The organism is Serratia sp. AXJ-M (genome assembly GCF_046531865.1).
GTDB lineage: Bacteria > Pseudomonadota > Gammaproteobacteria > Enterobacterales > Enterobacteriaceae > Serratia > Serratia liquefaciens.
In genome coordinates this window covers 4,058,856-4,085,371 of the sequence record NZ_CP059394.1, presented here as the reverse complement: position 1 = coordinate 4,085,371, position 26,516 = coordinate 4,058,856, and the positions used below count along the sequence as shown (strand labels likewise).

29 protein-coding genes, 1 other RNA gene and 1 pseudogene are annotated in these 26,516 nt (G+C 53.3%); 13 read left to right on the top strand and 18 right to left on the bottom strand.

What is annotated here, in order from left to right:
- Positions 1 to 332 precede the first annotated feature (332 nt).
- From H0S68_RS19140 to H0S68_RS19115, 6 genes are read right to left on the bottom strand one after another with little or no spacing between them, the layout of a single operon-like run.
- A complete protein-coding gene (locus tag H0S68_RS19140; RefSeq protein WP_410528965.1) occupies positions 333 to 2,666 on the bottom strand; it encodes a primase-helicase zinc-binding domain-containing protein in 2,334 nt (777 codons plus the stop codon).
- A gap of 11 nt (positions 2,667 to 2,677) precedes the next feature.
- Entirely contained in the window at positions 2,678 to 3,016 is a 339-nt protein-coding gene (locus H0S68_RS19135) for a DUF5375 domain-containing protein (RefSeq protein ID WP_262017097.1), read from the bottom strand.
- Entirely contained in the window at positions 3,013 to 3,276 is a 264-nt protein-coding gene (locus H0S68_RS19130; protein WP_128865649.1) for a hypothetical protein, read from the bottom strand. The genes H0S68_RS19135 and H0S68_RS19130 overlap by 4 nt, the downstream gene beginning before the upstream one ends.
- Positions 3,273 to 3,815, bottom strand: a complete 543-nt coding sequence (locus tag H0S68_RS19125; protein ID WP_410528964.1) for a host cell division inhibitor Icd-like protein — start codon at positions 3,813 to 3,815, stop codon at positions 3,273 to 3,275. The genes H0S68_RS19130 and H0S68_RS19125 overlap by 4 nt, the downstream gene beginning before the upstream one ends.
- Before the next feature lie 5 nt (positions 3,816 to 3,820).
- Positions 3,821 to 4,066 (bottom strand): hypothetical protein, encoded by a 246-nt coding sequence (locus H0S68_RS19120; RefSeq protein ID WP_410528963.1) that lies wholly within the window; start codon positions 4,064 to 4,066, stop codon positions 3,821 to 3,823.
- Positions 4,063 to 4,323, bottom strand: coding sequence for a helix-turn-helix transcriptional regulator (locus tag H0S68_RS19115; protein WP_261139260.1), 261 nt, complete (start codon positions 4,321 to 4,323; stop codon positions 4,063 to 4,065). The genes H0S68_RS19120 and H0S68_RS19115 overlap by 4 nt, the downstream gene beginning before the upstream one ends.
- A 545-nt stretch (positions 4,324 to 4,868) precedes the next feature.
- Between H0S68_RS19115 and H0S68_RS19110 the strand changes: the two genes are divergently transcribed.
- Positions 4,869 to 5,594, top strand: coding sequence for an NAD-dependent aldehyde dehydrogenase (locus H0S68_RS19110; protein ID WP_409443763.1), 726 nt, complete (start codon positions 4,869 to 4,871; stop codon positions 5,592 to 5,594).
- Positions 5,591 to 5,845 (top strand): ogr/Delta-like zinc finger family protein, encoded by a 255-nt coding sequence (locus H0S68_RS19105; protein WP_410528962.1) that lies wholly within the window; start codon positions 5,591 to 5,593, stop codon positions 5,843 to 5,845. The genes H0S68_RS19110 and H0S68_RS19105 overlap by 4 nt, the downstream gene beginning before the upstream one ends.
- Before the next feature lie 291 nt (positions 5,846 to 6,136).
- Here the strand turns inward: H0S68_RS19105 and H0S68_RS19100 are convergent, their stop codons facing one another.
- From H0S68_RS19100 to smpB, 5 genes are all read right to left on the bottom strand, one after another.
- On the bottom strand, positions 6,137 to 7,081 hold the full coding sequence (locus tag H0S68_RS19100) for a retron St85 family RNA-directed DNA polymerase (RefSeq protein ID WP_410528961.1): 945 nt from the start codon (positions 7,079 to 7,081) through the stop codon (positions 6,137 to 6,139).
- A complete protein-coding gene (locus tag H0S68_RS19095) occupies positions 7,078 to 8,055 on the bottom strand; it encodes a retron St85 family effector protein (protein WP_410528960.1) in 978 nt (325 codons plus the stop codon). Before H0S68_RS19095 ends, H0S68_RS19100 begins: the two co-directional genes overlap by 4 nt.
- Before the next feature lie 244 nt (positions 8,056 to 8,299).
- Positions 8,300 to 9,490 carry an integrase domain-containing protein gene (locus H0S68_RS19090; protein WP_410528959.1) on the bottom strand — a complete coding sequence of 397 codons (1,191 nt, stop codon included), beginning with the start codon at positions 9,488 to 9,490 and terminating at the stop codon, positions 8,300 to 8,302.
- A 192-nt stretch (positions 9,491 to 9,682) separates the two neighbouring features.
- Positions 9,683 to 10,046: a transfer-messenger RNA gene (ssrA, locus tag H0S68_RS19085) on the bottom strand.
- A 49-nt stretch (positions 10,047 to 10,095) separates the two neighbouring features.
- A complete protein-coding gene (gene smpB / locus H0S68_RS19080; RefSeq protein ID WP_020828274.1) occupies positions 10,096 to 10,578 on the bottom strand; it encodes an SsrA-binding protein SmpB in 483 nt (160 codons plus the stop codon).
- 161 nt (positions 10,579 to 10,739) lie between these two features.
- On the opposite strand from smpB, the gene H0S68_RS19075 reads away from it, so the two are divergent.
- A complete protein-coding gene (locus H0S68_RS19075; protein ID WP_020828273.1) occupies positions 10,740 to 11,174 on the top strand; it encodes a type II toxin-antitoxin system RatA family toxin in 435 nt (144 codons plus the stop codon).
- Positions 11,167 to 11,451, top strand: a complete 285-nt coding sequence (locus tag H0S68_RS19070; protein ID WP_020828272.1) for an RnfH family protein — start codon at positions 11,167 to 11,169, stop codon at positions 11,449 to 11,451. Before H0S68_RS19075 ends, H0S68_RS19070 begins: the two co-directional genes overlap by 8 nt.
- 114 nt (positions 11,452 to 11,565) lie before the next feature.
- On the opposite strand, the gene bamE is transcribed toward H0S68_RS19070, so the two are convergent.
- The 3 genes from bamE to nadK all read right to left on the bottom strand — a co-directional run bounded on the left by bamE (position 11,566) and on the right by nadK (position 14,644).
- Entirely contained in the window at positions 11,566 to 11,904 is a 339-nt protein-coding gene (gene bamE / locus H0S68_RS19065; protein ID WP_012146393.1) for an outer membrane protein assembly factor BamE, read from the bottom strand.
- A gap of 113 nt (positions 11,905 to 12,017) precedes the next feature.
- Complete coding sequence (recN, locus tag H0S68_RS19060; RefSeq protein WP_410528958.1) at positions 12,018 to 13,679, bottom strand: DNA repair protein RecN; 1,662 nt, start codon at positions 13,677 to 13,679, stop codon at positions 12,018 to 12,020.
- An 86-nt stretch (positions 13,680 to 13,765) separates the two neighbouring features.
- A complete protein-coding gene (nadK, locus tag H0S68_RS19055) occupies positions 13,766 to 14,644 on the bottom strand; it encodes an NAD(+) kinase (RefSeq protein WP_020828270.1) in 879 nt (292 codons plus the stop codon).
- Positions 14,645 to 14,768: 124 nt separating this feature from the next.
- Here nadK and grpE point away from each other — a divergent pair, with 124 nt between their 5' ends.
- Positions 14,769 to 15,341, top strand: a complete 573-nt coding sequence (gene grpE, locus H0S68_RS19050; protein WP_020828269.1) for a nucleotide exchange factor GrpE — start codon at positions 14,769 to 14,771, stop codon at positions 15,339 to 15,341.
- A 51-nt stretch (positions 15,342 to 15,392) separates the two neighbouring features.
- On the opposite strand, the gene ung is transcribed toward grpE, so the two are convergent.
- Positions 15,393 to 16,076, bottom strand: a complete 684-nt coding sequence (gene ung, locus H0S68_RS19045; protein ID WP_410528957.1) for a uracil-DNA glycosylase — start codon at positions 16,074 to 16,076, stop codon at positions 15,393 to 15,395.
- Between the two features lie 346 nt (positions 16,077 to 16,422).
- Between ung and grcA the strand changes: the two genes are divergently transcribed.
- From grcA to H0S68_RS19030, 3 genes are all read left to right on the top strand, one after another.
- Positions 16,423 to 16,806 (top strand): autonomous glycyl radical cofactor GrcA, encoded by a 384-nt coding sequence (grcA, locus tag H0S68_RS19040; protein ID WP_020828267.1) that lies wholly within the window; start codon positions 16,423 to 16,425, stop codon positions 16,804 to 16,806.
- Between the two features lie 186 nt (positions 16,807 to 16,992).
- On the top strand, positions 16,993 to 17,955 hold the full coding sequence (locus H0S68_RS19035) for a phospholipase (RefSeq protein WP_410528956.1): 963 nt from the start codon (positions 16,993 to 16,995) through the stop codon (positions 17,953 to 17,955).
- Entirely contained in the window at positions 17,948 to 18,703 is a 756-nt protein-coding gene (locus H0S68_RS19030) for an ankyrin repeat domain-containing protein (protein WP_410528955.1), read from the top strand. The genes H0S68_RS19035 and H0S68_RS19030 overlap by 8 nt, the downstream gene beginning before the upstream one ends.
- Positions 18,704 to 18,761: 58 nt before the next feature.
- Here H0S68_RS19030 and srmB read toward each other — a convergent pair whose 3' ends face one another.
- Positions 18,762 to 20,087, bottom strand: coding sequence for an ATP-dependent RNA helicase SrmB (gene srmB / locus H0S68_RS19025; protein WP_020828264.1), 1,326 nt, complete (start codon positions 20,085 to 20,087; stop codon positions 18,762 to 18,764).
- A 99-nt stretch (positions 20,088 to 20,186) separates the two neighbouring features.
- On the opposite strand from srmB, the gene trmN reads away from it, so the two are divergent.
- The gene (gene trmN, locus H0S68_RS19020) at positions 20,187 to 20,969 is read left to right on the top strand and encodes a tRNA(1)(Val) (adenine(37)-N(6))-methyltransferase TrmN (protein WP_128865106.1); all 783 of its coding nucleotides are present in this window, start codon (positions 20,187 to 20,189) and stop codon (positions 20,967 to 20,969) included.
- Between the two features lie 42 nt (positions 20,970 to 21,011).
- Here the strand turns inward: trmN and nadB are convergent, their stop codons facing one another.
- Positions 21,012 to 22,613, bottom strand: coding sequence for an L-aspartate oxidase (gene nadB / locus H0S68_RS19015; protein WP_410528954.1), 1,602 nt, complete (start codon positions 22,611 to 22,613; stop codon positions 21,012 to 21,014).
- 213 nt (positions 22,614 to 22,826) lie between these two features.
- Here nadB and rpoE point away from each other — a divergent pair, with 213 nt between their 5' ends.
- From rpoE to rseC, 4 genes are read left to right on the top strand one after another with little or no spacing between them, the layout of a single operon-like run.
- Positions 22,827 to 23,402: an RNA polymerase sigma factor RpoE gene (rpoE, locus tag H0S68_RS19010; RefSeq protein ID WP_012146382.1), complete on the top strand. Its 576-nt coding sequence runs from the start codon at positions 22,827 to 22,829 to the stop codon at positions 23,400 to 23,402.
- Positions 23,403 to 23,432: 30 nt separating this feature from the next.
- Complete coding sequence (rseA, locus tag H0S68_RS19005) at positions 23,433 to 24,086, top strand: anti-sigma-E factor RseA (protein ID WP_128865105.1); 654 nt, start codon at positions 23,433 to 23,435, stop codon at positions 24,084 to 24,086.
- Positions 24,086 to 25,045: a sigma-E factor regulatory protein RseB gene (rseB, locus tag H0S68_RS19000; RefSeq protein WP_020828260.1), complete on the top strand. Its 960-nt coding sequence runs from the start codon at positions 24,086 to 24,088 to the stop codon at positions 25,043 to 25,045. Before rseA ends, rseB begins: the two co-directional genes overlap by 1 nt.
- Complete coding sequence (gene rseC, locus H0S68_RS18995; RefSeq protein WP_046372820.1) at positions 25,042 to 25,518, top strand: SoxR-reducing system protein RseC; 477 nt, start codon at positions 25,042 to 25,044, stop codon at positions 25,516 to 25,518. The genes rseB and rseC overlap by 4 nt, the downstream gene beginning before the upstream one ends.
- Here rseC and H0S68_RS18990 read toward each other — a convergent pair.
- Positions 25,515 to 26,353, bottom strand: a pseudogene (locus H0S68_RS18990) (hypothetical protein). The gene rseC and the pseudogene H0S68_RS18990 overlap by 4 nt on opposite strands.
- Positions 26,354 to 26,516: the final 163 nt, after the last annotated feature.

The window sequence follows — 26,516 nt, the reverse complement described above, 5'->3', positions numbered from 1 at the left end:
TAATTGTTTAAAAACAATCAATTAACCGGTGATTAGTTAGTGATGAGTTTGCCCTGACTGGTCACTCACAGTGAACAGTCAGACCCCAAAATGCAAAATACCAGCCTGAGCCGGTGATTTATTGCACATTAGAAGAGTAGCAGGAAGAGATTTCAGACAGAGAAAAGGCCTGCAATGCAGGCCTGAGTAGTCACCGCTACGGGGTTCCCCGGTGTTGGGTGTATGCGGTTTGTACAGCTCGACTATAAGCGGCCCCACACAACAGCGTCCAATGGGTTCGGCAGATCAATAACCGCCTATTGATCGGCAGAAACGATCGTGATGCCATTCGCTCAGCGCATTTCACACTTGGGCAGCCAGTCAGCCTCACAGTCTTCATTCAATATCAGGTTGGTTTGCATCCCCTGATTGGTCTTGCGTTTCAACAGCGCTATTTCGTACTCACGCAGGGTTTGCGGCACCGCACGTCCGAATGCGGTCAGATTCAATGGGTACTTGTGTCCCCGGGCCTCCATATAAGATAGGTATGCGTGATACAGGTATTTGCGCGGGTTCGCTGGGGTAATGTTGGCATTACCGATATACAGACCGTCAGGCGCACTGACCGCCAGCAGGTAGCCGCAAAAGTCGACCAGCGGATCGGCGCTGCGTTTAATCTCCAGCGCCTCCCCCGAGTTCTGTTGTGCTTCCAGCAATGCGCGGGCGTCATCGGGCGCGGTAAAACGCTGCATCAGGTGGCGTACAATCACCGCCAGCTCACCGGTGATTTTTGCCAGCAACTGCGGGTCGCGCTCGTTGGCCGGTATCACCTCCGGGAACGGCAGGATTACCCGGCGACGGGATACACCGCCGCTGCGGTCACTGAACTGCATCGGGTTGTTATTCACCGCCAAAATTACCGCCGGAATGTGCGTGGAGTAGGCGTCCCGGTATTTCGGGTCGATAGCCACCGCATCGCCGCCGGTGATCGCTTTGATACCCGCACCGTCACCGCTCCATTTCTCTTGGTCAGGCAGGATAATCAGCGAGAACCCGACCACGGAGGCGCGTTCCCGTGACGATTCCAGCGTATCAATGGTGGCCGAGGTGGTGTTGTCTTTCCCCGCCAGCAGGCTGGCTATGGCGGCCATCACGCTTTTACCGCTGCCGCCGGGGCCGGTGACCTCAAGGAACAGTTGCCAGTCATAGCGGTTCGCCAGCACCATAAACAGCGCGGCAAGAATACGCGCCTGCTTATCGGGCTGCTGCCCGGCAGCGCGTGTCAGCCAGCACCAGAAGTGTGGGGCATGGTCGGCCAGATTTTCCCCTGCCTTGGGCGGCGTGTAGTCCACGCTGTTGACAGTGCGCAGCCAGTGCGTTTTCTGGTGCGCGCTGAATTGCCCGGTGGTGGTATCAAATACCCCGTTACGAAAGCCAATCAGGTGCCGTGCCGGCGTGCCCATTTGCGGCACCATCAGCCGGAGTGTGTCCAGAATGCTGTTGATACCCGCAGCCGAGAACGGGGCGCGGATTTTCTGGAACAGCGCGGCAATCTCCCGGCTGAGTACCCGGTACGGTAACACCTGCCATGCGCCGTTTTCATAGCGACACAGGTCTTCACCGACCGGTGGCACGGCCAGCAGGTGCTGGTAGTGCTCCGCTAACAGTTCGGCCTTCTCACTGGCGCTCATGGCTTTCAGGTCGGCATCGCTGAGTGTATCAAATGGGCTGGGTTGCTTGGGCTGGCTGAAGGCTGTCAACTGCGCAAGCGCGGCCAGCTTACCTTGTTGCTGGTATACATCGTTCCAGTCGCCGGTTTCTGACGGCAACGCCGGTTTACCGCCGCTCAGTTGGGCGGCCTCGGCAGCACGGGCCTGCCCGGTGCCGTTCTCGTCATTGTCGGCCGCCAACAGCAACAGCGCGTCAGGGTAGTGAGCACGCAACTGCTGCGCCATCGCGGGCAGGATATTGGCGCTGAGTGCGACACAGACGCTTTCTCCGGTCAGGTGATGCACAGTCAGGCCGGTAGCGTAGCCCTCGGTCAGCCAGATAACGGCATTATCCTGCCCCGGCAGGAAATGACAGGTGTGTTTTGTTTGCCCCCCGGCCAGCGTGCGCTTAACGCCTGCGGCATTGATTAACTGGACGTTGACCACCTCCCCGGCGCTGTCGGTCAGGGGAACCAGCAGGTCGCCGGGCTGGTAAGTGATACCGCCCACGCGCAGTGACGGCCCCTGTAATGTCAGGGTGTCAGTGTCCGGCCAGCCTTTGGCGGTCAGGTAGACATTCCCGGCCTGTTGCCGGGCGCTGGCGAGCAGTAGTCTGGCCTGCTGCGCTGCATGATGCTGTGCCTGCGCTTTGTCCTGCTGTTCCTGTTGGGGATTGTATTCTGGCAAGGTGTTGCCCGACGGCTCACCCAATACCCCGGCCACCTTCACGGCGGCCTCTTTGGTGGTCACGGCCAGTGCCTTTTCGACCAGATTCAGGCCATCGCCACCGCCGCACTGGTTGCAGAACCATGTGCCACGGCCCTGCAGATTATCAAAGCGAAAGCGGTCTTTGCCGCCGCAGACCGGGCAGGGCTGCGCCCGGCCCCCTGCAGTAATGTGAATGCCCAGCGCGGGAAGCAAAACCGGCCAGTGGCCGGTTGCTGCACGTGAGGTGTGAGAAACGCTTAATGCGGTCATTGTTTTGCCCCTCAGTGCACGGTGGTGTTACAGGTGACGGCCATCCGGCCACAGCACAGCTCATCCATCATCTTTTGGCCGAGCGTGGTCAGGCGCGGCGGTGCCACCAGAATATCCGGCTGCACCATGTCACTGAGCATGGTGCAGGCCATGTCCATGCCCACCTCCGGCCCATGCTGGCGAACAAAGTAGCCCTCAATGTCCATCGCTATCGCCATTTGCAGCTCATCCAGCGTGTAGCCGGGGGTCACCCGGTAAAAGGCGCAGGTATCGAGATAGGCATGGGCCAAGGCGCGGCGGTAAACGGCGGTACGGACTTCAACGGGTAAACAAGACTGTGGGGTGTTCATGCGGCAGAAGCCTCCATGCTGGCGAGAATGTGGGAGTCACAGGTTTTGACGACCTGCCCGAGCTGGTCAGTGAGTACCGCAATGACCGACGCAAAGGCGGCTTTTTGAGTGGCGTCCGGGCGCTGACCGGTCGATTCGAGCGTGTCCAGCATGTCGAGGAACAGCACGCCGGTAGAATGCGCGTGCTGAAGACGCAGGAAATCAGCATGCGGGATAGGGTAGAAGGTTTCACTGTGGAAACGGGCGGCCAGCGTATTCATGACACCCCCTGTACGGGCAGACGGCCCGCAAACGACAAAATGTAGTCACGCGCCAGCAGGCGGCGGGCGCTGTGCTCAGAATCCGCCACGGTGCGCAGCATGCACGGGGTTGCCGTCAGGGCAGTACGGCGAATGGCCGCAAACAGGAAACAGAATTCAGGGTGAGTCGGGGTGAGGGTCGTAGCCATAGTGGCAGCCTCCATTGAGTAATGGTTATTGCTACCACCGAAGTTCTCACGCAAGGGTGGCAGCCCAGACGGGGGTGAGAAACCGGCCTCAATGAATACCGGCCAGCCCGAAGGCTGCCCCGCCTGAGCCACCATTGTTTGATAACCACAGTAGCATAGAAACCACTGTGCAAAAAATGAGCGCACTAAGGCTGCGACGAAAAAAAACACGCTTGGCGCGTGTGGTGTCGCCATTGAGTAACTCGGGTTCTCACGCCCGGCTGCCGATTGTGCGACAGCGGGGGGACTATAGCGCAGGGCCGGACGTGGGGGCAAGCCGTAAGACGTCCCCGGACGTTCAATCGATCGCATAGTGATCAACAGTCGGTAAGCTGGTCGTTGTGGGTATCGGCGGCGGCGCTGGTAAGCGGTACCGGCACGGCACGGAACAGACGCGGTTCGGCCTGGCTACTGGCCAGGCGGATCACGCCGTGCTTATCGCTGCGGTGTTCCGGTAAGGCAATATCCGGCTGTTTGCGTTGCAACAGGATGGCTTCCGCCACAAACAGTGCGTCGTTGTCGCTCAAGGTAAAGTGCTGGCGACCAAAGGTTAACCGCATCATGCTGTGGCCCCCTGATGACGGTTGGCGATACGTCCAGCCATCCAGCTTTCGACTTCTGATTCGAGCCATGCCACGGTTTTGCCGCCAAGGGATATTTGGGCCGGGAATTGCTTGCGGGTCATCATCTCGTAGACGGTAGAGCGTGAAAGCCCGGTGGTGTACAGCACTTCCGGCAGGCGAATGAAGCGATCGCGTGGCGTGTAATCAACCGGGACGGGCGAGAGAGTGGAAGGGGTCTGTGTGGCAACTGCAAACATGGAATGCTACCTCGTTTATGCCCGGTGGGATCTCACCGGCGCTGTGTGGGTTCGTCTGGTAGCGCTCTATTATGTGAATATTTTCCCGGTTGGCAACAAGGTGTTGTTGTGTGACGGACTAAGGAATTGCACGTAAAAACAAAGAATTGCATTAAGTTGCACTAGCCCACCCCTCCTCGTACTTCCTCACCTTTAGCTCATAGCTCTCAGCAATCAATAAGCAATTTATAAATAGGCAGGAACAGCAAAAATAAATCTAACCATGGCTAGCCAGAGAAAAGGTCTTTTTTAGAAAAGTGAATAGTAGTGAACACTGGGTGAATAGTTTTAGATAAACTAGTCACTACTTTATTAACTGATTTAACTACCTTTTTTATTAAAGTGAACAGTAGTGAATAGTTTTTATAAGAACTAAAATCTCATTGGTGGTTTTACAGTCAGTTCTTAGGGCTGTTGTCCTACGGACAGTCCAACCGGGATGAATGGCGATGTTGTACGGCAGTCAGCAGAATAGCTTCACATTGACTGACACCGGAGATAATCCCATGAGCACAACTGCATTACCCAAGTACATCAACGACAAACTGCAAGCCCTGCATGATGCCCGCGCCGCCCACGACAAAAACTATCAGGCGCTGACAGAGGTCATTACAGGGATCGCCCGTTGCCATCAGCAGAAGAAAGACACAGAGGTGGAAAGTCACGAGGCAGAAAGCCAGTGGCGCACCCTGTTTCGTAAGTTGCGCGGGGAAATGACCCCGGAACTGCAAGCGCAGCATCACAGCCGGATTTCCAAACGGGAGCTGGCGAAAGAGTTCGACGGTCTGGTTGAAGAAATGGAGCTGGACAAAATGCAGCTTCACCTCAGTTGCGGCAGAACAGCCCCGGAAGTGGTGACGGCGCACGAAGCGGCCCTGAAGGCCTTTGCCGAACATGCTATGGATAAGGCCGTCGATGCCCTCAATGCCGCCATCCTCAGCGCCGAGGTGATTAATGCCTGCGCGCTGGCGAAACAGGCTTACGGCGTGTATTGGCGCGACCCGCAGGAAATGCTTGAAAAACGCCTGCTGGGGGCGCTGAGTGGCCGTGTTACTGCGGCCACAGCGCTACAGAACATCGAACACCCGGTGCTCAATGACATCGGTCTGACGATCCCGACTGAGACGGGGGTGTTGCCGGAACTGAAAAATAGCCCCATGACACGGATGAAGGTTGCGAGGGAACTGGCGGAAAAACGCCAGCGTTTGCAGCAGAAAGGGGCCAAATCATGATGCGTTGCCCACTGTGTACTCATTCGTCTTATACCCGAACCAGCCGTTATGTCACGGAACAAACGAAAGAGGCCTATTACCAGTGCCAAAACATCGTGTGCTCCTGCACGTTTAAAACAATAGAGAGCGTCGATAAGATTTTATGTCAACCGATTCAAGCGGAGACGGTGACCAGTGAAGATTTACCGCCGCCGGAAAAAAGGACATTAAATCGCTACCGCCGTTATAGCCAAAATCCAACACTTCACTGATTGAACTGGCTCCGCTGCAATGCTGATTTTGCTGCGGGGCTTTTACCGTTCCCCAAGCGTGAAAACAACCTTTTTTCTGGCTAGCCTGCCTCAAACTGTGCGTGCATGCATAGGGTGCATGATTTTGCATTAATCCACCTCCTCTCAAAACAGCTGAACCCCCGCGCCACAAGGGCTTACAGGGCCTCTGAGTTATGCATGAAATGTGCATGATAAAGTCAGAGCGCGTAGGCGAGGGAGGATTGCGCGCGGGCTTGCTAAAGTCCACTTGCTTGATTGGCTGTAGGAGGTTCAGGAGTGAGTAATTGAACGCTTTATTTTTATAATAACATCTTCGCCGTACTTTAATTTTAATCGATCAATGAACTTTGGCTCTATGTAATGTGCGTGGCTAAGGATTCCATTTAAATAATTCATCTCATCTTGCGTAAGAAGACTATATGAGAATTTATGCACAAGAGAACTAATCATTCTTTTCTTTTTTCTTCCCAATGATAACTCGTTGTTGTTATTTATTACCACTCCGGTGATATTACGGTTCATAGCTTTGGAGCAAAAAATGGTTTTTTCTGTATTTATTTTTATTTTTCGTTTGAAGTGTTTTATTAATGTTCGTCGAACCATTGTAGATATAGTCGATAAGCTGTCCTTTTCATTAGATGAAAAAGTTAGGTCGTCAGCATAGCGTGAATAAATGATATTTAAATCGTGACAATAGTCAGTCATTTCTTCATCAAAGTCATACATTATTGTGTTTGATATTAGTGGGGATGTTGGCGCCCCAATACTTAATCGTAGTGGGCTATTTCCTCGTAACTTCCAAAAAAATAAATTTGAAATTAAAAAGGAATCCTCATCTGTTATTTCATTTTCATTGATCCTGCTAATTAATACCTTTAAAAACAAATCTGGGGTTATCGAGTGAAAAAAATCTTTGAAATCCATTTTTAGAATGTATGTGTTTCTCTGATGAGCTGCGGCATTTGTTTTTATACTCTTCCCTGAAACATATGCGTGCGCTGCATGATGTACTTTTAAGTAATCAGAAAGTAGATTGATAGTGTATTTTTGTAGTGATTTTATTTGTTTTGATGGTTGTGCGATAATACGATTACCGTCACCATTTCTTTTTGGTATAGGATACTTTTTATATCGACGAGGGGCTGTATATATGAAGCTTCTCAGGGAGGTTCCATCCATAAAGAAAACCTCTGATAAATGACTGAGTATATTCATTTAATTTTCTCCTCACTGATCATTTTCGTTATTGCTGTTAGAGCTAACTTTCTCTTTCGAGATGACTCATCATCAGAAAGAACAAAGGACTGCACGGCACGAAGCCTCATTGCTTTATATTCTTTTACCCTACCACTCTTGTCTTTACCAAAGAATATTCTTTTCTTGTTTTCTTGAGGGTAATAGAAAGTAATGTTGCTATATTTCTTTTTGCCGATCATAGACATTGATTGCAAAAGATACAATAGTCTTTTAAGCGTTCCCTCATCTAACTCAATATCCAGAGACATTAAAACAAGTTCAATTTCATAGTCTTTAATTGGATAAAAAATATGGATAATGTCATAAATTAGTATGGCTATGTGTGCATGGTTACTATCTATGAAGTTTGTGGTTTTGCTGGCTGTTTTTACTCTATTTTTTATACATTCAATAACCAAAGGTAAATCTGCATATTCCGATACATCGTCTTTCGGCCAAGGGAATATATGAACGGACTCTTTATCCTTTTTCTTTAGGTATGAAAGTGGCCCTAAGAATATGAAGGAATCTTCTGCTTGTACGTGTTCGTCTGGAGCGAATATTAATATTTTTTTTGGATCACTAATGTTAGAAAACATACCAAGCTCAACTAAAGACCCTGGACTTTCTAAACATATAATAATTAGCGTGGAAAGCCTTGCGATATCATCTTCAAAACAGAAAAGATCAGTATATATATTCTCTCTGAAATAATCCTTGAAACTTTCGGCCATCACAAAAGATTTGGAAAGTTCCTCGTCATCGTTAACTTCAAAATATTCTATTATTCGGTCTCTCAAACTTTTCGGGATCAATGACCCGCTGTTAGTCTCACCGCCACAAATAAATATTTTATAAGGAGTTAATGATACTGTGAAGTTGGTCGCAGACAAGGCAATAAACTCATCGATGATCACATTTTCGAAGTTTTCATGACCTTTTATTACGCTCAATTCCAAATCTCCATAAAAAAACAAAGCGAAATCGCTTTGTTTTTATCTTTACCTGAAGGATGCGCAAAAGACTTCTCTAACGCTCCTGATTAAGGATCGTTAGAGAAGTGCTTTTGCGCAACCCTAAGTGTCCTCAATACTGTATGTCTGGCTAATCGCCCGACAAGGTTTACTAACTTATAAACCTACGCGTAAAGATGGGAATTAGACTAGCTTAAGTAAGCTGATATGGCAATGGGCTGTTTTACATAGATTTGACCAGTCCTCCCCACCAAGTCATTAAGTCGATTCGTTGTTCAAGGTAAGTTGAACGATTGTAGGCTCGTCTAACTTCATTTTTTTCACTGTGAGCAAGTGCTGCCTCGATCACATCTGGGTTAAACTCTGCTTCATTCATAGCTGTACTCGCTATGGAGCGTAAACCATGTGCGACTAATTTCCCGCCATAACCTATACGTTTTAACGCAGCGTTCGCTGTCTGGCTGTTCATGGCCTTACGCGGGTCGTTACGGCTTGGGAATACATGTTCACGCCCACCACTTATAGGGTGCATGATTTCGAGTATCTCTAGTGCTTGCTCTGACAGTGGAACGATATGTTCACGCTTAGCCTTCATCCGTTCCGCTGGGATATGCCACTCACGTTTCTCAATATCGATCTCTGCCCATGCGGTTGCGGAGGCTTCAGCAGGGCGTATCAGCGTCAACAACTGCCACTCAAGCAAGCAGCGGGTAGGTATCGATAGATTGCTCATCGAGATTGTACGCATCAGTTTAGGTAGTTCTTCGGGCCGTATGGTCGGCATATGCTGCTTCTTAGGCCGTTCGAATGCGTTACCGATACCAGAAGCTGGATTTGCATCAATCAAGCCAGTGTTGACGGCGTAGATCATGATTTCGTTGATGCGTTGCACTAATCGGCGAACGGTCTCTAATGCACCACGGGCCTTGATAGGTTCCAGCACTTGGATCAGCAAACGCGCTTTGATGTCCTGAACTGGGACATTTTCGATAGATGGCAGTATGTCTTTTTCAAGAGAACGCCAGATGTCTTCAGCATGCTTAACGCTAACACTGGCCTGCTTCAACGCGAACCATTGCTTTGCCACGTTCAGGAAAATGCTTTCTTGGGCTACCTGCTTCTGTTCTGCTTCTACCGCCTCTTTAGTCTGTGGGTCAATGCCTCTCGCCAGTATCGCGAGCTTTTCGGTACGTATTTGCCGGGCATCGGCAAGTGACAGGGCAGGGTAGGCACCGAGGCTAACCATTGTTCGTGAACTGGTGCCGGGGCGGAGGTAGCGGAAACGCCACAATTTCTTGCCGGTGGTTTTGACTAACAGAAACAGTCCGTCACCGTCATGCAGGGTGAGGTCTTTCTCGAGGGCTTTGGCTTTCTGTACTTCGGTATGTGTGAGGGGGCGTGTAGTCCGCGCCATGTAAGGATTCTTCCATAATTGGTATACGTTTATGGCATACATTTTAACGTATACCTAAACGTATACCAATAAATCCCGGATTTAGCTGGATGTTCTCGGACTACTACAGACACAAAAAAGCCCGCAAACCTAGGTGGGATGCGGGCTTTCCGTACTTCTCCGGACTTATCTGGTAATACCCGGATCATCATTTGGTGGAGCTGGGGGGATTTGAACCCCCGTCCGAAATTACTACACCGTCGGCACTACATGCTTAGTCCAATCTTTACATTCGCCGGTCAGCTGCGGATGGACACGCCACTAACAAACTAGCCTGATTGGATTTAACGCTTCAGCCCCAGGCAGGACATCCACGCGATCTCTTTTGGGTTTGACCTCTCTTGATCCCCGTCCTAAGAGCGGAGGCTAGGGAGAGAGGGCTCTTAGCAGGGTATTAAGCTGCTAGGGCGTAGTTTTCGTCGTTTGCGACTATTTTTTTGCGGCTTTTTACGAGGCCAACCGCCCCTCGGCATGCTCCTAGGGCTTCGCAAATCCCGTCGAATCCAGAATCAGCCCCAAGTAACTTTGTGCAGTATACCAGAAGTTTAACCCGTTAAGCCAGAGGCTTATCGGTTGGCGTGCTTCATGATACGGGCTTTCGCCGTCTGCCACTCACGATCTTTGATATCATCGCGCTTATCGTGTTCTTTCTTGCCTTTGGCTACGCCGATTTTGACCTTGACCCAGGCATTTTTCCAATACATGGACAGGGCAACAACGGTATAGCCTTCGCGGTTAACGCGGCCGAACAGCGAGTCCAGCTCGCGCTTGTTCAACAGCAGTTTGCGGGTACGTGTCGGGTCGCAGACCACATGCGATGAAGCCACGCTGAGCGGCGTGATGGTGGCGCCAAAAAGATAGGCTTCACCGTCACGGAAGGTCACGTAGCTATCGCTGAGGTTGGCTTTGCCGGCACGCAACGATTTGACTTCCCACCCTTGCAGGGACAGGCCCGCCTCGATTTCTTCTTCAATGAAGTATTCGAAACGTGCTCGCTTGTTTTGCGCAATGGTGGCTGAACCAGGTTTGTGAGCTTTTTTCTTTGTCATAGTGCGTTCATTATACTGGATGCGTCAGCGAAAGAAATCCTTTACCGCTCAGCACCTGCGCAATTTTTCGCATTTTTGGCTCCTGTCTTGCATAGCAGATTTTTTGTTTGCCGATAGATAAATGGTATGATTTGTATGTTTTGTGTCTCACAGGAAATGATATGCCCCAGATCAGTCGGTCTGCGTTAGTGCCGTTCAGCGCCGAGCAGATGTATCAGTTGGTTAACGATGTTCATTCTTATCCCGATTTTCTGCCAGGTTGTACCGGTAGCCGGGTGATTAACGCGTCCAACAATGAAATGACCGCCGCGGTGGACGTTGCCAAAGCCGGTATCAGCAAAACTTTTACCACGCGCAATACGCTGCTGGATAACCAGAGCATCAATATGCAACTGGTTGACGGCCCGTTCCGCAAGTTGATGGGGGGCTGGCATTTTACGCCGCTCAGCCCGGAAGCCTGTAAGGTTGAGCTGCACCTGGACTTCGAATTTACCAACAAACTGATCGAGTTGGCGTTCGGCAAGGTATTTAAAGAGTTGGCCGGCAATATGGTGCAGGCATTCACCCAGCGGGCGAAAGAGGTTTACAGTGTCTGAGATACGGGTTGAGGTGGTTTATGCCTTGCCGGAGCGTCAGTATCTGCGCAACGTGAAACTGGCAGAGGGCAGCAATGTTGAGCAGGCGATTGTGGCCTCCGGATTGCTGGAACTGCGCAGTGACATTGATTTGCAAAGTAACAAGGTGGGCATTTATAGCCGACCGGCCAAGTTGGGCGATGTGCTCAATGATGGCGACCGGGTGGAAATCTATCGCCCATTGATTGCCGATCCCAAAGAGCTGCGCCGTCAACGGGCAGAGAAGGCAAAAAAATAAGGCGCTGAGTGCGCCTTATTTTTTATCAGAATTTTATCTTCCGAGTTGCAGCCTGTGACTGTCATGAAGAACTTGATTCGTCCCTCACGGGCCGGACGACAGTTCCTGTACTGATTATTTGGTCAGCGCAGGCTTGTTCTGAATATCCGTCAATACGCCCGCGCTGTTAAAGGTCAGCGTCAGAGTTTGCTGGGTGATATTTTCATGACCCGGCTGCTGGCGGAACACATAGAACCACGTCTGAGTACCGAACGGATCCTGCAGCATTGGGGTTCCCAATGTATAAGCGACCTGTTGCTGGGTCATACCTTTTTGGATTTTAGCTACGTCGGTTGACGTCAGGTAGTTCCCTTGGTTGATGTCAGGCCGGTAAACCACCTTCTCAAAAGTAGAACAGCCTGCAGTCAGCATCACAAGAACCACAGCGGCGGCAGTCAGCGTTTTACAGCGCATAGTAATCACATTCCTTTAGGGCATAGGATGCCGATGATAATAGACCTTGCAGCAGTTGGAAACCTTTACAGGGCCCCAATATGACCTCAGGAAAGTAAAAAAGTTGAGCTTTTCTATGCAGCAAGCAGTTCTTTTGCGTTCGCCAGGGTGTTTCGGGTGACTTCACTGCCGCCAAGAAGGCGCGCCAATTCTTGCAAACGAGCACGTTTATCCAACGGTGACATCTGCGTTTCGGTTTCCGTGCCGTCAGTCTGCTTGCTGACAAACAGGTGCTGATGCCCACAACCGGCCACCTGTGGAAGGTGGGTGACGCACATGACTTGGGTAGATTCTCCAAGTTGACGCAACAGGCGCCCAACAATGGCGGCCGTCGGGCCGCTGATGCCGACGTCCACTTCGTCGAAAATCAGCGCCGGGGTTTCCATCTTGCGAGCGGTAATCACCTGGATAGCCAGCGCAATGCGGGACAGTTCGCCACCGGATGCCACTTTCGCCAGCGCTTGCAGCGGTTGACCTGGGTTGGTGGACACACAGAATTCGGTGCGGCTGGCCCCTTCAGCACTCAAATGCTGCGGCTCGAAGCGGACGTCGATATTGAATTTGCCGTGCGGCATGGAGAGGGCCTGCATGCTGTCGGTAATCAACGTGGTCAGCTCTGCAGCATAGTGCTGGCGCTTCTGGTGCAATTGCTCCGCTAACAGCAGCGCTTGCTGATGATGCAGAGTGACAGCCTCGTTAAGGTGTTCATGGTCGTTCTCTTGCTGCGACAGCAACTGCTGCTCATCCAGCATCTGTTGGTGCAGCTGTGGCAGTTCCTCTGGCGCAACGTGATGTTTCCGCGCCAGGTTAATTTGGCGCGACAGACGCTGTTCAAGTTCTTGCAGGCGGTTGGGGTCCAGATCCATGCGATCGGCATAGTGACGCAGTTCGTCGCTGGCCTCACTGATTTGGATCGACGCCTCTTCCAGCATGTCCAGCAGCCCGCTGAGTTTCTCATCCATGCCGGCCAGCTCAACCAGCAGATGTTTGGCGGTGTAAAGCTGGCTTAGCATGTTGTTTTCTTCATCGTCAGCCAGCAATTGCAGGGTCTGCTGGCTGATGGTCAGCAATTGGCCGCTGTTGGCCAGGCGTTTGAACTCCGAATCTATCTGTTCGAACTCACCGGCCACGGGCGCAAACTCGTTCAGCTCTTTCAATTGGTATTGCAGCAGCTGTTGGCGTGCGTCGCGTTCGATGGACTGTTGCTGATGATGGGCCAGTTCGCGACAGCTTTGGTGCCAACGCTGATAAGCCTGTTGCATCTGCGCTAACAGGGCAGGTTCGTCGGCATAGGCGTCGAGCAGTTGCTTCTGGTGATCGGGCTTGAGCAGCAACTGGTGGGCATGCTGACCGTGGATTTGAATCAACAACTGACCGAGTTCGCGCAGTTGCGAAAGCGGCACGGAAGTGCCGTTGATAAAGCCGCGTGAGCGGCCGTCTGCGTTGATGACCCGGCGCAGCAGGCACTCATCGCTGTCGTCCAGGTGGTTCTGTTCGAGCCATTGGCGTGCAGAAGGGGTATCTGCCAGTGAAAAACGGGCGCAGATATCGGCACGGGCGGCCCCCAGCCGGACGACGTTACCGTCGGCGCGGTTGCCGAGGCACAGCCCCAGCGCGTCGATGGCGATAGATTTACCGGCGCCGGTTTCACCGGTAATCGCCGTCATACCCGGTTGAAAATCAATTTCCAACTCACGAACGATAGCAAAATTGCTGATGGTCAATTGCGCCAGCATGGGAACCTTCCTGTGTATAAACACATAACTGTAGTTTCATACAGTATAAACTGGTTTTATATACAGTAAAGGGGCTGGCGATATTTTTAGAACAATTTTTTAGACCAGCCCAGTTTGGTGCTTAACGTGTTGAAATAGCTGTAGTCCTTTGGATGAATAAGATTCAAATGGAAATCACTGCGGCGTATCAATACTTCCTCGCCTTCCTGGATAGGCAGCGCGATCTGGCTGTCGCAGCTGATTTCCAGATCGCTGCCGATCTGCGAAAACTTCAGGCGAATGGTGCTGTTGCCGTTGATCACCAACGGGCGGGCCGAGAGGGTGTGCGGGAACATCGGCACCAGCGCGATGGCTTCCAGCGATGGCGTCAGGATCGGGCCGCCGGCAGAAAGCGAATAGGCAGTCGAACCGGTCGGGGTAGCGATAATCAGACCGTCAGAGCGTTGCGAGAAGGCGAAGCGATCGTCGATATACACTTCGAACTCGATCATGTGCGCCACTTTACCCGGATGCAGTACCACTTCGTTGATAGCAGTACTGATGCGGCACTGCTGGTTCTCTTTGTGCACGATGGTTTCCAGCAGGAAGCGCTGTTCATCGATGTATTCGCCCTCCAGCACGTCGGCCAGTTGTTGCAGTGCGTTGTCGGGGTCAAGATCGGTCAGGAAGCCGAGATTGCCGCGGTTAACGCCGATCACCTTGATGTCGTAGCGGGCCAGAACGCGGGCTGCGCCGAGCATATTGCCGTCGCCGCCGACCACTACCGCCAGGTCGGCCTTTTGGCCAATATCCGCCAGGCTGCCGGTAACCGCATCTTTTAACCCCAAATCCTGAGCGATTTGGCGTTCAATCATCACTGAATAGCCTCGGGCGACTAACCAGTGAAACAACATCTCATGCGTTGCCAGCGCCGAAGGGTGACGCGGGTGGCCAACAATGCCAATACAGGCGAATTTTTTATTCATTGTTGTGATTTTCCTCACCGGGACCAGTTTATGCCCCACATTGTGACCGGTTGACTTGAAACCCCGGTTTTGATCCCCATAATAAGCCAAGTTGCGAGATTAATGCTAAAACGCGGAGATATTCATGAGTAGTAAAGAACAGAAGACGCCAAACGAGCAAGTCTCGGAAGAAATGGAACAGCAGGAAGTCTTGCCGGAAGCGGCTGAGGGCGTCGATCTGCGGGATGAGCGCATTGCTGAGCTGGAAGCTCAACTGGCCGAAGCCCAGCAGCATGAACGCGACAGCCTGCTGCGTGCCAAAGCGGAAATGGAAAACGTCCGCCGCCGCACCGAGCTGGATATCGAAAAAGCACACAAATTTGCGCTGGAGAAGTTCTCCGGTGATCTGCTGCCGGTGCTGGATAACCTGGAGCGCGCGCTGGAACTGGCGGATAAAAACAATCCGGAACTGACGGCGATGATTGAAGGTATCGAGCTGACGCTGAAGTCCCTGCAGGACGTTGTGCGTAAGTACGGGATTGAAATCGTTGGTGATATTAACGTGCCGTTCAACCCGGATGTGCACCAGGCAATGAGCCTGATGGAATCTGCCGATCACCAGCCGAACCACGTCATGATGGTGATGCAGAAAGGCTATACGCTGAATGGTCGCCTGCTGCGCCCGGCGATGGTGGCGGTTTCCAAAGCCAAGGCTTAAGCCGAATTCAATAAGGAAAAGGCACCTGCGGGTGCCTTTTTTGCGTCTGGGTTATGCCTGCGGCAGTCGCGGTAGCCAGTCGATAGGCGCCAGCCTCTGCTGTTCCAACAGTTGGTTGGTTTGCGAGAAGTGGCGACAGCCCAAGAACCCTCGGTGGGCGGAAAGCGGCGATGGATGTGGCGCTTTCAACACGTGGTGGCGGTTGCGATCGATAAAGTTGCCTTTTTTCTGCGCATGCGATCCCCAGAGCAGGAACACGATGCCTTCGCGGTTTTCATTCAGCGCGGCGATCACTCTGTCGGTAAAGGTTTCCCAGCCCAGTTTGGCGTGGGAGTGCGCCTGGCCGCCTTCAACGGTCAATACCGTGTTTAACAACAGCACACCCTGTTCCGCCCAGCTTTGCAGGTAGCCATGGCTGGGGCGCTCAAAGCCCGGGATATCCGTCGCCAGCTCTTTGTACATGTTTACCAGCGAAGGGGGAGCGGGTACGCCAGGGAGCACTGAAAAGGACAGCCCGTGGGCCTGATTCGGGCCGTGATAGGGATCCTGACCGAGGATTACCACCTTCACGTCCGCTAGCTCGGTATAACGAAAGGCGTTGAACACGTCTTTTTGCGGTGGGTAAATGGTCTTACCGGCCTGGCGTTCAGCGGCAACAAAGGCAAGCGTTTCATGAAAATAGGGCTGCTCTTTCTCCTTGCCGATAACATCATGCCAGGTGAGGGAGGTGGACATAAACGCTCTCCTTTGTTTTCGTTAACAATTCACTGGGCATAGCTTACCGTTTAGTGCCACGCAGCGAAACCTGCTTTTCTTTTTCCGCCGCGCTCTTGCATATAAATATTTTTTAAAATTTACAAAAATAATTGCGATGTGCTCTACAGGGAAAATTGACATAAAACATAAACTTGCCCATTCTCGCTCTGTGGGTACCCCGTGAAAATTGACTTTAATCAAAGAATTGCCCCGGCCAGACTGGTATACAGAACAACAAGACAACAATGGTTTTACCAAATGGCCGAAACCAACATTGGGTTTTCTTTCGAAGTAGAATTTTTCGCCCTTGTACGGAGGCAACAAAATGATTACTGGTATTCAAATCACTAAAGCGAACGACCAGGCGCTGGTGAACTCTTTCTGGCTGCTGGACGACGAAACATCAGAAGCCCGCTGCGTTTGCGCTAAAGCCAACTATGCGGAAGATCAGGTGGTACCGGTCAGCGAACTGGGCCAGATCGAGTACCGTGAAGTGCCATTGGAAATGCAATCGACCGTTCGCGTAGAAGGTGGTCAGCACCTGAATGTGAACGTGTTGCGTCGCGAAACTCTGGAAGACGCGGTTAAGCATCCGGAAAAATACCCGCAGCTGACCATCCGCGTGTCCGGCTATGCAGTGCGTTTCAACTCGCTGACGCCAGAACAGCAGCGTGACGTGATTACACGTACTTTTACAGAAAGTCTGTAATTTTACGCACGCTTAATAAGGGAGCTTCGGCTCCCTTTTTTCTTGCTGCAACGGCCAGAAAGTGAATCCGGATCACATTCCTCGCAAAGATAATTCTTCTCATTACAGAACTGCTCCGACCTGCCGATAGCTACATCAGCACCCAATGAGGTGCGGCATTGATAAGTCTATCGACAAGGAGTCGGCATGAGTATGTCTTTGAGTTTTACCTCTGCGGTCAGCCCTGCGGCGATTCAGCCCCCGGCAACGCGTACGCTGCCAGAGCGTTTGGATCCTTCCCAGCCTACTGAACCCTCGGCATCAAAGGCCCCAGCGGCCACGCTTTCCCAGAATAGCCTGAATGCCCAGAACCTGCTGAACACGCTGGTTAGCGATTTGTCGGCAGCAGCGCCGGCGGCGGCGAATCAGGGCGTGACACGCGGTCAGCAGCCACAGAAGGGGGACTATACGCTGGCGTTACTGGCTAAAGACGTTTACAGCACCGGCAGTCAGGGCGTAGAGGGATTCAATCGGTTGAGTGCCGATGCTTTGCTGGGGGTCGGCATTGATCCTGCCAGTCTGCAGGATGCGGCGTCGGGTTTTCAGGCCGGGATCTACAGTGATAATCAGCAGTATGTGTTGGCCTTCGCCGGCACCAATGATATGCGCGACTGGTTGAGCAACGTGCGCCAGGCGACCGGCTATGACGATGTGCAGTACAATCAGGCGGTATCCCTTGCGAAAAGCGCCAAGGCAGCCTTTGGTGATGCGCTGGTGATCGCCGGTCATTCGCTGGGCGGCGGTCTGGCGGCTACGGCAGCGCTGGCAACGGGCACGGTGGCGGTGACTTTTAACGCTGCCGGGGTTTCCGATTATACGCTGAATCGTATGGGGATCGATCCGGCAGCGGCGAAGCAGGATGCACAAGCCGGTGGTATCCGCCGTTACAGCGAGCAATACGACATGCTGACCGGCACGCAGGAATCCACTTCGCTGATCCCGGATGCCATTGGGCATAAAATCATGCTGGCCAATAACGACACCCTGAGCGGCATTGACGACTGGCGCCCGAGCAAGCACCTGGATCGCAGCCTGACTGCTCATGGGATTGATAAGGTGATCGGCTCGATGGCGGAGCAAAAGCCATGGGAGACGAAGGCCAATGCCTGAACGGCGGCGCCTATGGCAGACGTTAATGGTCGCCACGCTGGCGGTAATCGCGATCGCCGGTTTGCTGATGATGGCTAAGGAACAACAGATGAATCAGGAAATTTCTCCGTTTAACGGGCGCAGCAATCTGGCACTGGCTCAGGCAGTGGCGCGTGGTGACACCAACGGGATTGCCGAACAGGCAACTGAGGCGCGCCTGCATGAACAGGGGGACCGTCAGGTCACTTTGCTGCAATGGGCCATACTGTCGCTGCAAACGCAAAGCCTAAGCTCGCTGCTGGCGTTGGGGGCCGATGCGACCACTCCGGGCCTGGATGGCAATAGCGCGCTGCATACCGCCGCTGCGGTGCAGGACCCGCAGTATCTGCGATTGCTGTTGGCACATGGAGTGCCGCTGAACCCGCGCAATGCGGTGACCGGTGCTACGCCGCTGGCAGCGGCAGTCTTGGCGGGGCGGGAGGAGCAAGTACGGCTGCTGTTGGTGTCCGGTGCCGATGTCACCCTTAGCGATCGGCTGGGGGATACGCCTTTGCACCTGGCGGCAAAAATCAATGCGCCGCAGTTGGCGCTGATGCTGTTGCAGGCGGGGGCGGACGCCAAAGCGCGCAATCAGCAAGGCGTGGCCTTCCAGTTCTACTTATCGCAGACGCCGACGGCATTGCAGAATGAAGAAATGCGCGATCGCTATCGTCAACTGAACGCCTGGTTGAAAGCCCATCAACAGGTGGCGCAATACGGACAGCAGTAACGGGGCATAAAAAAACCGCCTGCAGAAAAGGAGGCGGTTTTTATTCACTGCGGCGGTATTACTTCGCGCCGCTGCCCTCAGGCTTGGCCTTTGGCTGGCGGCGTTTGCCTACGTTTTTCGCATCGCGATGACGTACTTTCACCTTGGCTTTTTCTTTATTTTTTTCTTTGTCTGACGCGCGTTTGGCCAGAACCTTCTTCGAAGGCTTGCCGTTGCTCTTTTCGCTTGGCACTTTGGTTGATGGACGCAGTTCATCGATCACGCGTGCTTTCAGCGGCTCGTTCAGATAACGGCCCACTTTGCCCAGCAGCAGGTGGTCGTGTGCTTCAACCAACGAAATTGCGGTGCCCTTGCGCCCGGCACGACCGGTACGGCCGATACGGTGCAGATAGGTATCTGCGGTGCGCGGCATGTCGAAGTTGAACACGTGGGTGATATCCAGGATATCCAGACCTCGCGCAGCAACGTCGGTTGCGACCAGCACGTTCACACGGCCGTCCATCATACGTTTTACCGCTTCGTTGCGCTTGGCCTGCACCATTTCGCCTTCGAGGTAACAGGTGTTGATGCCTGCCTCGCGCAGCCAGCCGGCAAGCTCATGCACACGCTCACGTTTGCGCACGAAGATAACGGATTTCTGCACGTCCGGTTGCTGCAGCAAGTGCACCAACAGAGCGGTTTTATGCTGTACGTCGTCGGCGCGGTAGTACCATTGCAGGATCTTTTTACGTTCGCGGCGTGACGGATCGGCTTCGACCTCTACCGGTTCTTTCAGAATGCGTTCGGCGAATTCGCGGATGGCATCGCCTTCCAGCGTCGCGGAGAACAGCAGGGTCTGGTTACGCCAGCGGGTCTCGGCGGAAATGGTTTCGATGTCCTGCGCGAAGCCCATGTCGAGCATGCGGTCGGCTTCATCGAGGATCAGCGTCTCTACTGCGCGGCAGTCGAAGTTTTCTTCTTTAATATACTGCAGCAGGCGGCCGGTGGTCGCGACCACCACGTCCTGGTTTTCACTGAAGACTTCCGCGTGGTTCATATAGGCGACGCCGCCGGTGATGGTGGCGATATCCAGCGAAGTATGAGCAGCCAGTTCACGAGCCTGATCGGCTACCTGCATCGCCAGCTCGCGCGTCGGAGTCAGGATCAGTACGCGCGGTGGGCCGGACTTCTTACGTGGGAAGTCGAGCAGATGTTGCAATACCGGCAGCAAAAATGCCGCGGTCTTGCCGGTGCCGGTTGGCGCCGAACCCAATACGTCGCGCCCATCCATCGCAGGCGGGATCGCCTCGGCTTGAATGGCGGTTGGGCGTTCGTAGCCTTTATCGCGCAGGGCGTTTATCAGGCGTTCATCGAGTTCGAGTTCGGAAAAATTGGTTACTGTCATGGTCTACCTCTACTTGGGGCGCCGATTATAGACGGGTTGGCCGCGTTCTTCACCTATTTAAGCGGAAAGCATCTCTTTTCCCAAAAATCAGATTGCCTTATGCTACGCCAGTTTTGTCTTCAGGTGGTTATTGTGAGTACTCAATCGAAAGCAAATTTCACCCCGCGTCGCGGTGGTTTTACCTTTAAGCAGTTTTTTGTTGCTCACGATCGCTGTGCAATGAAGGTGGGCACCGATGGCGTGCTGCTCGGCGCATGGGCGCCCTTGGCACAGGCGCAACGCGTGCTGGATATCGGTAGCGGTAGCGGACTGATCGCGCTGATGTTGGCACAGCGTTCAGCCGAGTCCGTGCTGATTGACGCCGTGGAGCTGGACGAGGCTGCCGCCGCGCAGGCGCGTGACAACGTGCAGGAATCGCCTTGGCCTGAGCGTATCCGGGTGCATGCGCAGGACATTCATCATTATGCCCAGCACCATGCCGGCCAATACGACCTGATCGTCAGCAATCCGCCATATTTTGAGCCGGCAGTCGCCTGCCGGGACCAGGCTCGTCACAACGCGCGTTATACTGAAACGCTTACCCACGATGCTTTGTTGGAAAGCGCGGAACGGTTGATTGCCCCACAGGGGAATTTTTGCGTAGTGCTGCCGCATGATATTGGTGAGGCCTTTGAAAGTAATGCACAACGCCGTGGATGGCATACTGCGCAACGGCTGAACGTCAGCGATCGTGCTGATACGCCGTTGCATCGCGTGCTGCTGGCCCTGACCCGTCAACCGACGGAACAAAAAGCGGCGCAAAGCCTGGCGATCAAGCTGGCTGATGGCAGTTACACCGAAGCGTTCCGCCGTTTGATTACCGATTTCTACTTGTTCTATTGAAATGAAAAGGGCGCCACAGTGGGCGCCCTTGCGGTGTCGCTGCTAGGGTTGCAGTATGGTCGGCAGCGCTTCCGGCAGCATATCGGGGTAGTCCAGCGTAAAGTGCAACCCACGACTTTCCTTACGCGCCATGGCGCTGCGTACGATCAATTCCGCCACCTGCACCAGATTTCGCAGCTCCAGCAAATTGTTGGAGATACGGAAGTTGGCGTAGTACTCATCAATTTCCGCCTGCAGCGTATTGATGCGGCGCAGTGCACGCTCCAACCGTTTAGTGGTGCGCACAATACCCACGTAGTCCCACATAAATAGTCGCAACTCATGCCAGTTGTGCTGAATGACCACTCGTTCATCCGCGTCATCCACACGGCTCTCATCCCACTGCGGCAGCTGTTTCGCCAACTTGATAAACGGCAGACGCATCTTGATGTCTTCTGCCGCTGACCAGCCGTAAACCAAGCACTCCAGCAGCGAGTTGGACGCCATGCGGTTGGCGCCATGCAGGCCGCTATAGCTGACTTCGCCAATGGCATACAGCCCATCCAGATCGGTACGGCCATGCTGATCGACCATTACGCCGCCGCAGGTGTAGTGCGCGGCGGGTACGATAGGGATAGGTTGCGTAGTCAGATCGAAACCCAGCGTCAGCAGTTTTTCATGGATCATTGGGAAATGCTGAGTAATGAATTCAGCCGGTTTATGGCTGATATCCAGATACATGCAGTCCGCACCCAGGCGCTTCATTTCGTGGTCGATGGCGCGGGCAACGACATCGCGTGGTGCCAGTTCGCCTCGTGGGTCAAAATCGGGCATAAAGCGGCTGCCGTCCGGGCGCTTCAGATAAGCCCCTTCACCGCGCAAGGCTTCGGTCAGCAGGAAGTTACGTGCCTGCGGGTGGAACAGGCAGGTCGGGTGAAACTGGTTAAATTCGAGGTTGGCGACCCGGCATCCTGCGCGCCAGGCCATGGCGATACCATCTCCGGAAGAGATATCCGGGTTGGTGGTGTATTGATACACCTTGGCTGCACCGCCGGTTGCCAGCACCACCGTTTTGGCACGATAGGTTTCTACCTGCTCCAGTTCGCGGTTCCAGACGTAGGCGCCGACGACTCTGCGGGTGCCCGGCAGGCCGATTTTGTTGGAGGTGATCAGATCGACCGCATTGCGGCGTTCCATCACGCAAATATTGGGGTGGGCGCTTGCTTTCCCTACCAGTGTGGTCTCTACTTCTTTACCTGTAGCATCAGCGGCATGCAGGATACGGCGGTGGCTGTGCCCCCCCTCCCGCGTCAGGTGGTAATGCTCTTCGCCCTGAGCGTTGACTTCGGTGTCGAACAAGACCCCTTGGTCAATCAACCACTGCACGCAGTGGCGGGCATTGCCAGCGATAAACTCAACGGCGTCTCTGTCACACAGGCCGGCTCCGGCAATTAAAGTGTCATCAACGTGTGAGGCAATACTGTCCGTTTCATCGAAAACCGCGGCGATCCCGCCTTGGGCATAGAATGTGGCGCCTTCGTTGAGCGGCCCCTTGCTGAGTACGGTAACCTTGCAATGCTGCGCCAGGCGCAACGCCAGTGACAAGCCCGCAGCACCGCTGCCGACGATCAGTACATCGCTAACATGTTCAGATGATGGTTGCATAACGTATGATGTGTGCAGAAGAAGAGTGAAATTCATGTTAGCCTAATTGTCCGGGCAAAAGCCACGGATGGGTGACATCAACATAAAAAACAATGGCAATACGGAACTTCGCGTTCTGTATGAACTCCAAGCGAGTGCTTGCTCAGGAAAATAATGTATGGCTGGCAGTACAATTTTACGCGTGGAGACGGATTTGGGGAGAGTTTACCTCGGATGAGCGAGCAGTTAACGGATCAAGTTCTGGTTGAGCGGGTCCAAAAGGGCGATCAGAAATCGTTTAACTTACTGGTAATTCGTTACCAGCATAAAGTTGCGAGTCTGGTTTCCCGGTATGTACCGCAGGGCGATGTGCCGGATGTGGTGCAGGAGTCGTTTATTAAAGCCTATCGCGCACTGGAATCATTCCGTGGGGATAGCGCTTTCTATACCTGGTTGTATCGAATTGCCGTGAACACGGCAAAGAATTATTTGGTTGCTCAGGGCCGTCGTCCGCCATCCAGCGATGTGGATGCCAACGACGCCGAAAATTACGAAAGTGCGGGTGCACTGAAAGAAATTTCGAACCCTGAGAACTTAATGTTGTCAGAAGAGCTGAGACAGATAGTTTTCCGTACCATTGAGTCTCTCCCTGAGGATCTTCGCATGGCGATTACCCTGCGGGAGCTGGATGGTCTAAGCTACGAAGAGATAGCGGCCATCATGGATTGCCCGGTCGGAACCGTACGTTCGCGTATTTTCCGCGCCAGGGAGGCTATCGATAATAAAGTTCAACCGCTGATTCAACGTTAGCAATGGCGGACACAGGAAGGGTACTTAGGCATGCAGAAAGAAAAGCTTTCCGCTCTGATGGATGGAGAATCGCTCGACAGCGAGCTACTGAGTTCATTGTCTAAAGACAGGGCGCTTCAACAAAGCTGGCAGAGCTATCACCTGATACGTGACACACTACGGGGTGATATCGGGCAAGTCATGCATTTCGATATCGCAGATCGTGTTGCTGCTGCACTTGAGAAAGAACCCGCACGTCTGGTTCCTTCTGCCGTGCCGGAGTCTCAGCCGCAACCGCACACCTGGCAAAAAATGCCGTTCTGGGACAAAGTTCGTCCTTGGGCCAGCCAGATCACACAGATTGGCATGGCGGCCTGCGTGTCGCTCGCGGTGATTGTCGGCGTTCAGCAGTACAACCAGCCGGCTGAGCAATCGGCTGCCGCTGAATCACCAGCGTTCACTACCCTGCCAATCATGGGGCAGGCGTCACCGGTTAGCCTCGGCGTGCCGGCAGACAGTTTCTCTACCGGCAGCGGACAACAGCAGCAGGTGCAGGAACAGCGCAAACGCATTAACGCTATGCTGCAAGATTATGAGTTGCAACGTCGTTTGCATTCTGATCAGCTGCAGCTTGAGCAAAGCACACCACAACAGGCTGCCGTTCAGGTTCCCGGAACTCAGTCTTTAGGAATGCAACAGCAGTAATGAAGCAAATTTGGTTCTCCGTCTGTCTATTGACGGGCAGCCTGCTCTACTCAAGCATCGCCCCGGCGCAGCCCACTGCGTCCGGGGCGTTGTTGCAACAGATGAGCAGTGCCAGCCGTTCGCTCAATTATGAACTCGCCTATATCAGCATCAGCAAGCAGGGGATTGAATCGCTGCGTTATCGTCATGCGGTGATCGATCAATTGCCGCTCGGTCAATTGCTGCATATGGATGGTCCACGTCGTGAAGTGTTACAGCGCGGCGGCGGGATCAGCTATTTCGAACCCGGTTTGGAACCCTTTACGCTGTCCGGCGATCATATCGTCGATGCGTTGCCGGCGATTGTTTATGCCGATTTCAGCCGCCTGGCGAAATATTACGATTTCATCTCCGTTGGCAGCACCCGTATTTCCGATCGTCCCTGCGAAGTGATTCGCGTGGTTGCGCGTGATGGCTCACGCTATAGCTATATAGTCTGGATGGACGAAGATACCAAGCTGCCACTGCGGGTGGATCTGATCGATCGCGACGGTGAAACGCTGGAGCAATATCGGGTGATTTCGTTCGTGGTCGGGCCGCAAGTGCAGGGCGTGATGGAAGGGCTGATCAAAGCTAACCTGCCACCATTGCTGTCGCTGCCTGCGGTAGATAAAATCAAGCTGAGCTGGAGCACGGGCTGGTTACCGGCTGGGGTGGACGAGGTGGCGCGTAATCGCCGTAAACTGCCGAATGTGACAGAGCCGGTAGAGTCACGGCTTTACAGCGATGGTTTATTCAGCTTCTCGGTCAATATCAGCCCTGCGGGTAGCGGTGCGGGCCAGCAGTATTATCGTCAGGGTCGACGCACGATTCAAACCGAAGTGCGTAACGGCAATGAAATTACCATTGTTGGCGAATTGCCGCCGGCAACGGCCAAACGTATTGCAGACAGTATTTCCTTCAAGGTATCACCACAATGATGAAAGAGTGGGCCACGGTCGTCTCGTGGCAACAGGGCGTGGCGCTGTTGCGTTGTGAACCTAAAGCCGGATGCGGCAGCTGCACTGCTCGCTCTGGATGCGGTGCGCGCGCGTTAAACGAATTGGTGCCGGAAACCGAACACCAACTGCAGGTACGCATTGAGCAGCCGCTCGAGCCGGGTCAACGCGTCGAAGTAGGCATTGCAGAAGGCAGCTTGCTGCGTTCTGCGATGCTGGTTTATCTGACGCCGCTGGTGGGAATGATGCTGGGTGGCAGCCTGTTGCAATACTGGCTGGGTACTGACGCTTCTGCCGCGCTCGGTGCATTGCTTGGCGGTGGCCTGGCTTTTATTCTGGCGCGTGGTCTGGCTCATCGTCTCGGCGAGCAAGCCAATTACCAACCTGTCGTTTTGCAAATTGGTTTACCGCCTGGGGCCATGCGCCTGCAGACGGAAAACGAACCTCTGCGTTAAAACTTCGGCCGCGTCACCGCCGGTTATGGTAGGCGGGGATGCGGCTGTAGATCATATGCTCTAACAGTGCGACAAACAGGTCTGCGCTGAGCAGCGAAAAATACCCTATCGTAAACAACGCATTCCCCTGGTTATCCAGCAGTCGAATGGTGCCACGTCGTGGATTATTCTCGAGTTCACGGATCTGTTCAATCGGGATTGATCCTTGTGCCGTGATAACCGCAGTTGCGCTCAACTGTAGCGTTTGAACCTGTTTTCCTTGTCGGTTTCCGGGCAATAAATGATTCAGCCAGCGAGCTCCGCAGCTGAGATAGTGAAACGACAGCACTTCCCCCTGATACAACGCATTCAGCGCCAGCGGCCCACGTTGCTGGATCTGCTGATTAATAATGGTATCCGCCAGCCGCCAGGAGTGAGACAGGTTGCTGAACACCGGGTACCAGGGGTGTTCAGCCGAGGCACGAAATGCCATTACGTCGAATAGCCCGCCAAACAGGCGCCCGCCGCGAAAACGATAAATATCCCCAATTTTTTCAAAGGGGATAAAGCGTTCTTTGTGACTATGTTGGTTTATCACCCTAACGCCATGTTCGTACAGACGGTAAGTCACCGCTGGCCGCAGATAGTGGCGTAGCGCCAGAAGAATACAGCCGAGTACAATAGTGGCTGCGCCGGTTTGCAGTAGGGTCAGTATTGCATTTTCATCCATATTGCTCAGCAGCGGCAGCAACAGCAGCGCCGCACCAATGGTTAACAGCAGCGCCGCTGCCGTCAGAATGCCCCAATTGACCTTAGAAAAATCGTGCCGGCTCAGCATTTGCCCTTTATCGATCATTTTGCACCTTCCAATCAATACGTAGAGATATGCTGGTGAACCCCGGTGGGCATGCCGATGTAGTGCCCTGAATTATGTTTTGTCACGGTGTTCACCTTCATTTCTATAGAAGCTACCGGGAGGCGTATATGGGGTTTTTCCTAAAGCCGAAGGGGGAGACTGC

Coding starts and splice junctions, on each gene's coding strand:
- H0S68_RS19140 (WP_410528965.1), bottom strand. CDS start 2,666: ATGACCGCATTAAGCGTTTCTCACACCTCACGTGCAGCAACCGGCCAC.
- H0S68_RS19135 (WP_262017097.1), bottom strand. CDS start 3,016: ATGAACACCCCACAGTCTTGTTTACCCGTTGAAGTCCGTACCGCCGTT.
- H0S68_RS19130 (WP_128865649.1), bottom strand. CDS start 3,276: ATGAATACGCTGGCCGCCCGTTTCCACAGTGAAACCTTCTACCCTATC.
- H0S68_RS19125 (WP_410528964.1), bottom strand. CDS start 3,815: ATGCGATCGATTGAACGTCCGGGGACGTCTTACGGCTTGCCCCCACGT.
- H0S68_RS19120 (WP_410528963.1), bottom strand. CDS start 4,066: ATGATGCGGTTAACCTTTGGTCGCCAGCACTTTACCTTGAGCGACAAC.
- H0S68_RS19115 (WP_261139260.1), bottom strand. CDS start 4,323: ATGTTTGCAGTTGCCACACAGACCCCTTCCACTCTCTCGCCCGTCCCG.
- H0S68_RS19110 (WP_409443763.1), top strand. CDS start 4,869: ATGAGCACAACTGCATTACCCAAGTACATCAACGACAAACTGCAAGCC.
- H0S68_RS19105 (WP_410528962.1), top strand. CDS start 5,591: ATGATGCGTTGCCCACTGTGTACTCATTCGTCTTATACCCGAACCAGC.
- H0S68_RS19100 (WP_410528961.1), bottom strand. CDS start 7,081: ATGAATATACTCAGTCATTTATCAGAGGTTTTCTTTATGGATGGAACC.
- H0S68_RS19090 (WP_410528959.1), bottom strand. CDS start 9,490: ATGGCGCGGACTACACGCCCCCTCACACATACCGAAGTACAGAAAGCC.
- smpB (WP_020828274.1), bottom strand. CDS start 10,578: ATGACAAAGAAAAAAGCTCACAAACCTGGTTCAGCCACCATTGCGCAA.
- H0S68_RS19075 (WP_020828273.1), top strand. CDS start 10,740: ATGCCCCAGATCAGTCGGTCTGCGTTAGTGCCGTTCAGCGCCGAGCAG.
- bamE (WP_012146393.1), bottom strand. CDS start 11,904: ATGCGCTGTAAAACGCTGACTGCCGCCGCTGTGGTTCTTGTGATGCTG.
- recN (WP_410528958.1), bottom strand. CDS start 13,679: ATGCTGGCGCAATTGACCATCAGCAATTTTGCTATCGTTCGTGAGTTG.
- nadK (WP_020828270.1), bottom strand. CDS start 14,644: ATGAATAAAAAATTCGCCTGTATTGGCATTGTTGGCCACCCGCGTCAC.
- grpE (WP_020828269.1), top strand. CDS start 14,769: ATGAGTAGTAAAGAACAGAAGACGCCAAACGAGCAAGTCTCGGAAGAA.
- ung (WP_410528957.1), bottom strand. CDS start 16,076: ATGTCCACCTCCCTCACCTGGCATGATGTTATCGGCAAGGAGAAAGAG.
- grcA (WP_020828267.1), top strand. CDS start 16,423: ATGATTACTGGTATTCAAATCACTAAAGCGAACGACCAGGCGCTGGTG.
- H0S68_RS19035 (WP_410528956.1), top strand. CDS start 16,993: ATGAGTATGTCTTTGAGTTTTACCTCTGCGGTCAGCCCTGCGGCGATT.
- H0S68_RS19030 (WP_410528955.1), top strand. CDS start 17,948: ATGCCTGAACGGCGGCGCCTATGGCAGACGTTAATGGTCGCCACGCTG.
- srmB (WP_020828264.1), bottom strand. CDS start 20,087: ATGACAGTAACCAATTTTTCCGAACTCGAACTCGATGAACGCCTGATA.
- trmN (WP_128865106.1), top strand. CDS start 20,187: ATGCTACGCCAGTTTTGTCTTCAGGTGGTTATTGTGAGTACTCAATCG.
- nadB (WP_410528954.1), bottom strand. CDS start 22,613: ATGCAACCATCATCTGAACATGTTAGCGATGTACTGATCGTCGGCAGC.
- rpoE (WP_012146382.1), top strand. CDS start 22,827: ATGAGCGAGCAGTTAACGGATCAAGTTCTGGTTGAGCGGGTCCAAAAG.
- rseA (WP_128865105.1), top strand. CDS start 23,433: ATGCAGAAAGAAAAGCTTTCCGCTCTGATGGATGGAGAATCGCTCGAC.
- rseB (WP_020828260.1), top strand. CDS start 24,086: ATGAAGCAAATTTGGTTCTCCGTCTGTCTATTGACGGGCAGCCTGCTC.
- rseC (WP_046372820.1), top strand. CDS start 25,042: ATGATGAAAGAGTGGGCCACGGTCGTCTCGTGGCAACAGGGCGTGGCG.